The organism is Streptomyces sp. NPDC029044, assembly GCF_040637495.1.
Lineage (GTDB): Bacteria > Actinomycetota > Actinomycetes > Streptomycetales > Streptomycetaceae > Streptomyces.
In genome coordinates, this window is the sequence record NZ_JBEZWN010000127.1 from 1 (window position 1) to 7,962 (window position 7,962).

Annotated in this window: 4 protein-coding genes and 3 pseudogenes; 3 read left to right on the top strand and 4 right to left on the bottom strand. The window is 67.4% G+C overall.

Features of this window, described 5'->3' with window-relative positions:
- Positions 1-1,159 precede the first annotated feature (1,159 nt).
- Positions 1,160-2,410, top strand: a complete 1,251-nt coding sequence (locus AB0E85_RS39365) for a hypothetical protein (RefSeq protein ID WP_361937574.1) — start codon at positions 1,160-1,162, stop codon at positions 2,408-2,410.
- A gap of 101 nt (positions 2,411-2,511) precedes the next feature.
- Here the strand turns inward: AB0E85_RS39365 and dnaB are convergent.
- The 3 genes and pseudogenes from dnaB to AB0E85_RS39380 all read right to left on the bottom strand — a co-directional run.
- Positions 2,512-3,822: pseudogene (dnaB, locus tag AB0E85_RS39370) on the bottom strand (replicative DNA helicase); the annotation flags it as partial.
- A 94-nt stretch (positions 3,823-3,916) separates the two neighbouring features.
- Positions 3,917-4,531: a DciA family protein gene (locus tag AB0E85_RS39375; RefSeq protein ID WP_361937575.1), complete on the bottom strand. Its 615-nt coding sequence runs from the start codon at positions 4,529-4,531 to the stop codon at positions 3,917-3,919.
- Positions 4,528-5,091, bottom strand: coding sequence for a hypothetical protein (locus AB0E85_RS39380; protein ID WP_361937576.1), 564 nt, complete (start codon positions 5,089-5,091; stop codon positions 4,528-4,530). The genes AB0E85_RS39375 and AB0E85_RS39380 overlap by 4 nt, the downstream gene beginning before the upstream one ends.
- A gap of 412 nt (positions 5,092-5,503) precedes the next feature.
- Here AB0E85_RS39380 and AB0E85_RS39385 point away from each other — a divergent pair.
- Together AB0E85_RS39385 and AB0E85_RS39390 are read left to right on the top strand one after the other, a co-directional pair.
- Positions 5,504-6,175 (top strand): annotated as a pseudogene (locus AB0E85_RS39385) (helicase associated domain-containing protein); the annotation flags it as partial.
- Between the two features lie 445 nt (positions 6,176-6,620).
- Positions 6,621-6,842, top strand: coding sequence for a hypothetical protein (locus tag AB0E85_RS39390; RefSeq protein ID WP_361937577.1), 222 nt, complete (start codon positions 6,621-6,623; stop codon positions 6,840-6,842).
- A gap of 19 nt (positions 6,843-6,861) precedes the next feature.
- Here AB0E85_RS39390 and AB0E85_RS39395 read toward each other — a convergent pair.
- Positions 6,862-7,865 (bottom strand): annotated as a pseudogene (locus AB0E85_RS39395) (IS5 family transposase).
- Positions 7,866-7,962: the final 97 nt, after the last annotated feature.

The window sequence follows — 7,962 nt, forward strand, 5'->3', positions numbered from 1 at the left end:
TGGCTCTTGTTGGTGTTTTTTTCCCACCGCCCCTCGCGGGCCCGGCCCCCGGCCGGCGATGACGTCATCGCGGGACTCCAAAAGAGGAAGAGCGCGGGGCACACCGGACGGGCGGCGCACGCGCACAGACAGGAACCCGCTGGTGGACACGGTGCGGCCGCGTCCCCGGACGGTGAAAGAGGCAAGTTGGGGTGCCAGTTGGTGTCCTCGCTACGAACGAAGACCCGGACTCGGCTGACACAGACACTACCCGCGCCTGGCGGCGCGTACCCCGGACATCTACAAAAGAGCGGGATTTGCCGGGCACCGCCACCGCCACGCCAAAGGTCTGTCGCAAGCGGAAGAGCGGCACGCTGCGGTAGGAGATCGTGCAGCGTCTGTAACGACGGCGCGATGGGACCGTGCTGAGCAGTCCACGGGCGGCGAGTGTGACGCGGCGCAGCTCGTCGGCGAACCGGTTGGCCACCTCAGCGTTCCAGGCGGCCGTTTCCTCATCCTGGTCGGGCAGGAGGCGCGCGAGCGTCGTGCACGGCGTCACGCGGTTGCGTCGGGTCAGGTCGACGTATTCGTCCTGGCTCTCCGCGATGACAGTGATCACGCGCCGGAAGCGGTCCTCGTGTTGCTGCTTGATGCGCGTCAGGTCAGCGACGGTGTGGAGGGCTAGGCGCATTCGTTCCCGCTCAGTAGCCATAGCTCTCGGGAAACTTCTGTTCTTGGTGCCAGCCGCTTGGGTGCCTCTGGTTTGTCTACCTGCTTGGGTTGGGGGGCGGGCCCGCGTCGTCGATCTGGTGGCCATGGTTCCTCTCGTTCGCGGTGTGCTGCTGTAGGTTCTCAACTTCAGTGTCAGGCGCCGACCCTGTGACCTGGATATTTCCCTTGAGTCTCACGATGTGTCGGCAGGCGGCTGTCTCAGATCGGTGTCATTTCCTCAGGCTGGCCAGCAGGCTGCAACGCGGCCCGGGGCGTCACGAACCTGCATCGGCAACCATCCGTTCCACCCACTCACACACCTTCGTTGCACACGAACGTCCCGAGCGTCGTCGCCGACAAGGGCCTGCGGGACTACGGACGGGTTGATCAGCCCATAATTGGAGTCAGTGCCGAGCGACCCGGCGCATCGCACCCGCCCCGGGTGCACTCACCGCGATCGGAGAGCATCGTGAAGAACAGCGCGTTGTGGCGAGTGGTTGACAACGAGAGTGGTACCCAGTCCATCGTCAGCACGCCCTCCGAGGCGGTCGCCTTCGTCAACAGCCGGTTCGACACCGATGACGACGACGAGCCGTTCAGCATCACCAAGGTCGGCCCTCTCCTTCCGAAGCCGCTCGGGGTCATCACCGCATGGGCAGCCAAGAAGGACGGCGAGCGAACCGACGGGCGTACTGCCCCGATCACCATCAGGCCGGTTGTGACGGACAACGCCAGCGAGTGCGATGACGTCGTGCTCTGGGGCGACGTGTACGTCTCCTGGGACCACGACATGTACACCGTCGAGGAGCCGGACAGCTCCGAGTACAGCGAGGCTTACAGCGCCGCCGAGTTGAGCGCGATCCTCGACGAGTACGCCGACGACTACGAGTACGCGCCTGAAGGGCCTGAAGGGCCCGACAGCCACAGGTGGCCGAAACCGGAAGAGTTGATCACCTACGGCGCCCAGGAGTGTGCCAAGCGGTTCGGGCACCTCGACGACGACGCCCTGCTGTGGCTCGCTGCCACCCGCATCACGCTCGCCGTGTGGCGCAACACACCCGTCGAGAACTGGCATGCCGGGAAGAGTCCGCTGCACGACGGCACAATGATGCGGATCAACACGGCAACCACCCGACTCGTGCGCTCGATGCTGTCGTTCGACCATGTCGACTGGATCGGTCTCGGTCTCGCGATCGTCAACCCGTCCCGGGTTCTACCGACCGGGCAGTCTGTGCTCGAGCTCGGGCTGGCCTGCCACAACCCTGACGACCCGGCACACGAGGTTGATCCGCGCGTAGAACTCGCGGGGATGGCACAGGTCGCGATCTCATGGGGGCGAAGGTACTGCCTTACCGAGAAGGAGTTCGGCCTGCGAACCCTGATCGAATCCTTCTGCGCGTCCGACAACGGCTGGTTCGGAGCACCGAGTTGGGGGCGCACCGTCGATCGGTTCCTTACGGCTGTCGACGACCGGGAGAATGCGCACTGGCGCATACACCGGGACAAGCCTTGGTTCGACAAGTGGTTCACCAACCGGCCGGCCGACATTGCGGACACCACGGAATTTCGTCGGCTGCTCCTTGCCGGGCCCGACCTGCTGTCCGAGGAGGCCGCCGAATGGTGCGTGGAAGGTGCCATCGGCTACGTCTGCCAGGACGACCACGCAAACGGCTGCCCGCGGTGCGGTATCCCGCTGGCAACGGAGTCCTCAAACGAGTGACGGCAGTGGCCAGCGATTCTCAATCCGTGTCAGTTCGGCCAGTCACATGACACTGCGACTGAGAAAATGACACGGGATCTGAGAACCTACAGCTGCAGGGGTTAGGTCTGGGCCATGTCGACGAAGCGGGAGTAGTGGCCCTGGAAGGCGACGGTGATGGTCGCGGTGGGTCCGTGGCGGTGTTTGGCCACGATGAAGTCGGCCTCGCCGGCGCGGGGGGAGTCCTTCTCGTAGGCGTCCTCGCGGTGCAGGAGGATGACGAGGTCGGCGTTGTCCTCGAGGGCGCCGGAGTCCCGCAGGTCGTTGATCATGGGTTTCTTGTCGGTGCGCTGCTCTGGGCTGCGGTTGAGGGTGGAGATCGCGACGATCGGCAGGCGGAGTTCCTTGGCGAGGAGTTTCAGGCAGCGGGCGATCTCGGAGATTTCCTCGTAGCGGGAGCCGAGCGGTCTGGTGCCGTAGGTGAGCAAGTGGACGGCGTCGACGACGATGAGCTGAACGCCTGCCCGGGCCTGCAGGTAGCGGCAGTGGGCGCGCAGGTCGTGGACGTTGGAGTAGGCGCCGTCCTGGATGTAGATCGGGGCGGCGCTGACGTCGGGCATCCGTCGGGCGAGGCGGGTCCAGTCCTCGTCGGTCATGGTGCCGGAGCGCATGTGGTGCAGCGCGACGCGGGCTTCGGCGGACAGCAGCCGCATGCCGATCTCGTTGCGGTCGGCTTCGAGGGAGAACACGGCGCTGGGCAGGTTGTGCTTGATGCTGGCGCAGCGGACGAAGTCGAGGGCGAGGGTGGACTTGCCCATGGCGGGCCGGGCAGCGATGACGGTGAGCTGGCCGGGGTGGAGTCCGCCGGTGAGGGAGTCCAGGTCGGTGAAGCCGGTGGGCACGCCGGGCAGGGTTGCGTCGCGGCCGCCGGTTGCCTCGATCCAGTCGAGGGTGTCCTCCATGACGTCGCCGAGCGGGCTGGCCGGCGGTAGCAGGGGGCGCCGGGTGGTGGCGGCGAAGATCTCGGCTTGCGCCTGGTCGGCGATGCGGTCCACGGCGTCCAGGTCGGCATCGGAGGCCAGGTTCTCGATGTGGATCGCGGCGATCTTGGTTCGGCGCAGCATGGCCGCGTTCTGTACGCGGTCGGCATTGGTCTGCCAGCTCCGAGCAGAGGAAGGCCCGTTGACGAGGGCGGTGATGTAGGCGGAGCCGCCGGCCTTCTCCAGGCTGCCCTGCTGGGTGAGGCGGGCGGCTACGGCGAGCGGGTCGGTGGTCTCGCCCCGCCCGTACAGGTCGAGGATCGTCGTGTAGATCAGATCGTGGGCGGGCCGGTAGAAGTCGTGCCCGTGGAGGGTGTCGACAATGTCGGCGATCGCGTCCTTGGACAGCAGCATCGCCCTCAGCACTCCCTTCTCCGCTTCAAGATCGTGCGGATGGTGCAGTGCGGCGTCGTTGTCGTCGATGGTCACCCCGGTTCCCTCTCCCCCATGTCCGTTTCCCAGGTCCCGCTGGCCGCAGCACGCGGCATCAGGTCAGAGTAGCCACGCTCGGGTCTGCATGATCACCGTTTCGGCCTGCCCACCGGAGGAGGGGTTGGTCTGCTTCGCACGGGAGTTGACGGGCCTGTCGGTTCAGAGCCGCCTCGATGGCGGGGTCGGGCGGCGCAGTTGTCGGCTCCGGTCGTGGTGTACGTAAGCTGTCCGGCATCGGGGGCAGCAAAGGAACCTGGGAGGGGTTTACCTTCACCAGACGGATATGGCGCACCGTGCCCGCACCGAGCACGTCATTGAGCCCTTGCACCAGCCGGTCCGCCACGAGCCGTGTGTTGGTCAGCCAGGCAGCCGAGGGGCCGGCCAGGGTGAGCGTCCCGGTCTCGGAGTCGAAGTCGGTGGGGACCACGTGCTGGGCCAGGGGGCCGGCCACCGAATGCCAGGCTGGCAGCGGCGAGGCCTCGGACACGGCGAACAGGTCAAGCAGGACTCGCGCGAGAAGGACCGGCGGGGTCCGTCCCCGCACGCGTTGCCGGCGGACGGCGGGGGCGCGCTCGGTGAAGCGGCCCCGCCGGGCGTCCTCGCGAGCCCGGCGCAGGGCCAGTGCCGCCAGATCGACGCGTGCCTCGCTGCCCGGGTGCTGGTCGTTCAAAGTTCGACCTGGCGGAGCGCCGGGGTACCCCAGACCCGGACGACGCTGTGGTCGGTGAAGGCGTACACCAGCCGATAGGCCGGCGCTGCCTGCGGACCCTGGTACAGCCGGCTCAGGTACTGCTCGGCTTCGGGCTCGCTGTGGCGGGGAGTGCCGCACATCTGCCAGGCCAGCCCGTTCCACATCTCGGGGACCCAGCGCTTCCTCGGCTGCGGCTGGTCCTCACGGATCCTGTGGCTCGAGGGCACGCGTGCCGACGCCTCATCGTCCTCCCCGCCGGCGGAGCGCGGATTCGGTACGCGCGTCCCCGATCGCCGGCGGGTCTCGCACAGCAGACACAGGTCCGCGGCGTCCGGGTCGACGAGGCCGCCCGGGTGCTCGGGACAGCGGGTGGTCGGCTTGGAGGTGCTGACCGCGTCGTCCAGCAGGGCCAGGGCCCGCTCGAGGTCCTGGCGGATCTCCTGAGTGTTGGTGTCGGCGTCGTGGTCTTCGAGTCGCTGCCCGTGCTCTCCGGCGACGCGAAGGGACCGTCCCAGGGCGATGCACTGGGCATGGTTCATGCGGTTCTCCTTCATGCGACACCGAGACGGCAGGGGCTTGCCGGCCGCGGTCCTACGGCTGCTGAACCGGCCTGGACGGCGAAACGCACGGGAAGGCCCCCAAGATCTCCTTCATCATGCCGGGCTGACAGCCAGGCGACCGGACCGGCCAAGGCGGGCACCGTAACCCTGGCAGCGTGCACGACCAGGACCGCCATGGCCAGCAAACTCGCTACGCTCCCTTACGGCCCACCTCCGACCAGCACAAACCCCGCACCTGCTATAGCAGTCGGCGTGAGAATGACCTGGCCTTTCGTCACCCATGTCAGCACAGGTGAGCACCATCCATCAGTGCCAACTACCAGGTCACCGAGGCTGCACCACTGACATTTAGATGACGATGCCCAGCTGACACTTCCCCGCAGACTTTCAGCTGGCCCCGCTGGACGCCACGTACAAGGGCGCGAAAGTGGGGATCTTTCTGAAGAACGCGCGGGCCGCCGCGCGGAAGGCTGCCGAGATCGAGCAGCGGTGTGCCGAAGGACTCCCGGTGGGGTCGTCGGCCGGCGCCCTGTCGGATGACCGGCGCGAGCAGCTGGAAGAGATCGACCCGTCGTGGTGCCCGGCCTGGCCGGTGGAGTGGCAGCGCTGCTTCCACCTGGTCCGTCTGCACCTGGAGCAGGGCGGCGAACTGCCCACCGAGCCGGGCACGGTGCTGGAGGATATCGGGCGGTGGGTACGCGCCCAGCGTCTGGGCTGGGACAAGCTCACGGCCGTCCAACAGTGGATGTGTGAGCAGGTCCTCGGGATCACGCCCGCGACCGAGGACGAGAAGCCCCAGCCGCGCCGTACACAGGCCGACAAGTGGGCGATGAACTACGAGGCCGCCAAGCAGTACTACGAGCGCGAAGGGCACCTTCGAGTGCCGCGTAAGCACGTCGAACGGATCGTCGGCGGCGGCGATGAGAAGGGCGGCAGCGGCGAGGACCAGGAGGAGCGGGAGCTGAAACTGGGCGCCTGGATCGGCAACCAGCGCTCCCGGGCCGCGATGTTGCCTCCGGAGCGGGTGGAGGAGTTGTCCGCCATCGGGATGCGCTGGACATAGAAGGCGCACGTCACATGTGGCTCCCAGTGCCCCATAACAGGTACAGAGAGAGCGAAGGCCCGGACCAGGCGTCCGGGCCTTCGTCATGCCCTCGAATTCCTCTCCGGTCGCTGCTGTCCGGGTGCCGGCTTCCGGCCCACGGGGTGAAGAAGCCGTGCCCGAGTAGGACGAGACGCAAGCACCTGAGACCTGTCACTGTCCCGCCCGCCGAGCCGAACTCACCCCGGAGGCCAGAGCAATGACCACCCGCCAGACGACCGAGGGAACAGCCGAGCCGATCGCGGCTACGCTGAATATGCCCACCCTGGGCCGGGCCGAGGCCCCACAGGGACGCTCTCAGGCAGAAAGCCGCAGCAGGACCGCCGACCGCGCGGCGCATACCCCCGCGGACGACACCACGCAGGTGTCCGCTGTCCTCGATCCCTCTGCTCAAGGGAGCAGCATCATGACCCGGGACAACGTGCCCGCGCCCGTCCAGCCGCCCGACCCGTCATCCACTCGACAGCAGCCCGCTGCCGGTCCCGGCCTGACCGCCGCGATAGTCCAGGGCGCCGCCCAAGGCGCCGCTCGGTCCTTCACCGCCCGCTTGGTGGACAAGTTCCTGACCAACCCGCCCGACTGGCTCAGAGCCCTATGGCACATGCTGCCGCGCCCGTGGGACCACTAGGGCGCGTATCGAGTCGTGATCAGTGGGTGGTCCGGGTGAGGTCTTTGATCCAGATCATCGAGGCTCGTAGGTGGAGGCCGGCGAGGTAGCTGTCTGGGGTCTTGTCGTATCGGGTGGCGATGCCTCGCCAGGCCTTGAGCCTGTTGATCAGGCGCTCGACGGTGTTCCTCTCCCTGTAGAGGCCGGTGTCGTGGCTGACGGGACGGCCGCCCCCGGAGCCCTTCTTCTTCCGGTTGGCGGCCTGGTCCTTCTTCTCCGGGATCACTGCCTTGATGCCGCGTCTGCGCAGGTGGGCCCGGTTGCCACGGGAGGAATAGGCCTTGTCGGCGGCGACCGCGTCCGGCCGGGTGCGAGGGCGGCCGACGGAGCCTGGGACCCGTAACTTCCCCAGGACGGGGATGAATTGCGGGCTGTCGGCAGCCTGGCCTGCAGTCAGCACGAACGCCAGCGGACGGCACTTTCGGTCGGCGGCAAGGTGGACCTTGCTGGTCTGACCGCCCCTGGAACGTCCCAGGAGAGCGGCCTTCAGCCTCAGCTTCCGCCGCCGCCGGATGCGTCGTCGCTCCTCCCGCCCGGGACCCGCTTCGCCGTCCTGTCCGTCTTGTTCTTCGAGACTGCCCCTTTTGACCTGGCCTTCTCCGCCTCGATGGCAGCCTTCTCCAGCGCAGTGAGGACGTCCTCGCCCAAGTGCATCCCGGCTGCGTCGTGGTGAGCGCGCGCGGTGGTGGAGTCAATGCTGACCAGGGACAGATCGATCTCACCCCGCTTCGCGGCTTCCGCGATCAGGCCCTCCAGCAGGGCCTCGAAGACGCCGACGTCACGCCACTGCCGGAAGCGGTTGTGGACGGTCGACCAGGCGCCGAACTCCTGCGGCATCTCCCCCCACTGTCCGCCGGTCTTAAACCGCCAGATCACCCCCTCAAACTGCTGCCGCAGCCGCTCGGGATACGGGCCGTACTCGCCGATCGGCAGGTACGGCTCGATGAACTCCCATTCCTCGTCCGTCAGTTGCACGCGCGTCATGCAAGAAGGTCTACAGTCCCAGCCCCTGCGACAACGGTGGATCCCGAAGATTGATCACGACTCGATACGCGCCCTAGTCGCCTCGCCGGGCAGGGGC

Bases quoted from the DNA above. Each gene is read 5' to 3' on its own strand.
- AB0E85_RS39390 (WP_361937577.1), top strand. From the start codon at position 6,621: ATGACCCGGGACAACGTGCCCGCGCCCGTCCAGCCGCCCGACCCGTCA.
- AB0E85_RS39380 (WP_361937576.1), bottom strand. From the start codon at position 5,091: ATGAACCATGCCCAGTGCATCGCCCTGGGACGGTCCCTTCGCGTCGCC.